Origin of the sequence: Marinobacter sp. G11 (assembly GCF_021282325.1) — a bacterium.
GTDB lineage: Bacteria > Pseudomonadota > Gammaproteobacteria > Pseudomonadales > Oleiphilaceae > Marinobacter > Marinobacter vinifirmus.
This window is the reverse complement of record NZ_JAJSPB010000119.1, coordinates 1-581: the sequence shown is the minus strand read 5'-3', so window position 1 is coordinate 581 and position 581 is coordinate 1. Positions and strand designations below refer to the sequence as shown.

The 581-nt window shown below is 71.6% G+C and carries 1 protein-coding gene; it reads right to left on the bottom strand.

What is annotated here, in order from left to right:
- Window positions 1–581, bottom strand: a 581-nt coding sequence (locus tag LWH94_RS19320) for an ABC transporter transmembrane domain-containing protein (RefSeq protein WP_232903322.1), incomplete at both ends; no start/stop codon positions are given.

Genomic DNA, 581 nt, shown 5'->3' with positions numbered 1-581 from the left:
GGAGCGCCACGAGCACCCCCCCCTCGAGGTCGCCGTCGAGCACGCGCAGGCCCCCGGTCACGAGCAGCGCCGCCACCGTGAGGTTGCCCGTCGCCACGAGCACCGGCTGCAGGATGCCGAACAGGTTGAGCGTGGCCACCATGTCGTCCCGGTAGGCCGTGGCCAGGTCGCGGTACCGCGCGTCGTTGTCCCGTTCCCGTCGGAAGGCCTGGACCGCGCGGATGCCGGTCATGGTCTCCACGAAGTGCACGATCGACCGCGCCGAGGACACCCGCGACCGCCGGTACGCCTCCTCGGACCGCACCTGGTACCAGCGCGTCACGATCGCCACCGGCACGGCCGCGCCCAGCAGCACGAGGAACGACGGCGGGTCCAGCAACAGGATCGACGCCGCGGTGAACGACATGAACATCAGCCCGGACACGAGCGAGGACACGCCCTGGTCCAGCAGCTCCCGCAGCGCCTCCAGGTCCGAGGTCTGCCGCGAGATCACCCGCCCGGACGTGTACCGCTCGTGGAACCCGAGGCTCAGCCGCTGCGTGTGCCGGAACACGCGCAGCCGCAGGCTCAGCAGCATGGCC